Source organism: Methylobacterium sp. CCH5-D2 (genome assembly GCF_001556475.1).
GTDB lineage: Bacteria > Pseudomonadota > Alphaproteobacteria > Rhizobiales > Beijerinckiaceae > Methylobacterium > Methylobacterium hispanicum.
Genome location: NZ_LSIX01000574.1, coordinates 1 through 1,420, shown reverse-complemented (window position 1 = coordinate 1,420; position 1,420 = coordinate 1). Strand labels below are relative to the sequence as shown.

General features: G+C 67.1%; 1 protein-coding gene. It reads right to left on the bottom strand.

The features are described 5' to 3' along the window. Positions 1 to 537: 537 nt before the first annotated feature. The coding region (locus tag AX737_RS14620) for an HWE histidine kinase domain-containing protein (protein WP_156453725.1) at positions 538 to 1,420 on the bottom strand (883 nt) is incomplete at its 5' end.

The following is a 1,420-nucleotide window of genomic DNA, read 5'->3' as shown; positions in this document are numbered from 1 at the left end:
TGTAGATGCAGTGCTGGCGGTCATCCATCAGGAAGATGGAGACCGAGGCGTTGTTCAGGACGGCGTTGAGACGGCGCTCGGTCTCGAACAGTTGATGGCCCCGGCGCAACGTCTCCAGGGGACGCAGAGCTTCAGGCGAGGATTGGAGCGGCTGCCGGGAGTGCGGCACAGGTCGGATCTTCCTTCGTAGGGTGGCAGGATCTGTGCCGGCTTCGCGCTGAGGTATGCCCAGAACCGAAGCTGGGCAACCGCGCCGAGGGCAGAGCCTGAGAAACGCAACCGTGTCAGCTGCGCATTGTTCCGGGGTTCAAATCAGCTGCACCTCACCCCGCTTGAGCTCAGTCCACCGGGCGACACCCTGTGACAGGGCGCCGGCAAGGGCGACCGAACAGCTCCCCGGCACCAGGGCTGCCACGGCAGCGCAGGCCTCCGCCCTGGTCAGGGTCAGGACGGCATAGACCTGGACGCTGTCGTCGGGTCGCGTGACGGCGACAAGATGGGCGGTGTGGCGCCTTCGTTCCTTCATCCATTCGTGGCTCAGGCGGCAGCCACGGCGTGCTGCTCCTGCATGGACGCCAGCAGGGCCTCCAGCCGGCAGATGAGGCCAGTGGGGGCGTAGGTCAGCTGAACCTCACCACCGACCTCAGCCGCCAGGCTGCGCTCGATCAGGCGCGAGCCGAACCCCCTACGACTCGGCGGGTTCAGGATCGGCGGACCACCCTGCTCGGACCAGGTCAGGCAGAACCGGGCTCCCGCTTCCTCGTGCACCACCTGCCAGCGCAGATCCACAAAGCCATCCTCGGCGGACAGTGCCCCGTACTTGACCGCGTTCGTGGCCAGCTCGTGCAACGCCAGCGCCAGCGACAATGCAGGCTTGGCGCCCAGCAGCACGTTCGGGCCGCTCGTGCGGATACGAAGACCAGCTGCGTCCCGGTGCACCAGCAGCGCGCCGGCCACGATGTCGGCGATCGGCGCTTCGGTCCAGCTGGCTTGGGTCAGGATGTCATGGGCCCGCCCCAACGAGATCAAGCGGCTGGCGAAGGCCTCGCGGGCTTCATCGAGGTCTTTGGCGCCGCGCAGGGTCTGGCTGGCGATCGCCTGGACCATGGCCAGGGTGTTCTTGACCCGGTGCTGCAACTCGCCGGTCAGCAGCCGCTGATGCTCCTCGGCGCGCTTGCGCGCCGTGATGTCGAGCATGGCACCGATCATGCGCGTTGCCTTGCCCCGCTCATCGCGCAGCACAAAGCCCCGGTCCAGGATATCAGCATAGCTGCTGTCCGCCCGCTGGAAGCGGTACTCGTCGGTCCAGTGCTCGGTGTCGCCGTTGATCACGGCGTAGATGCTGGCCACGATCCGCGCCCGGTCATCGGGATGGATCTGCGCCTTCCACCACGCTCCGCTCGGGCCAACCTCGTCGGCA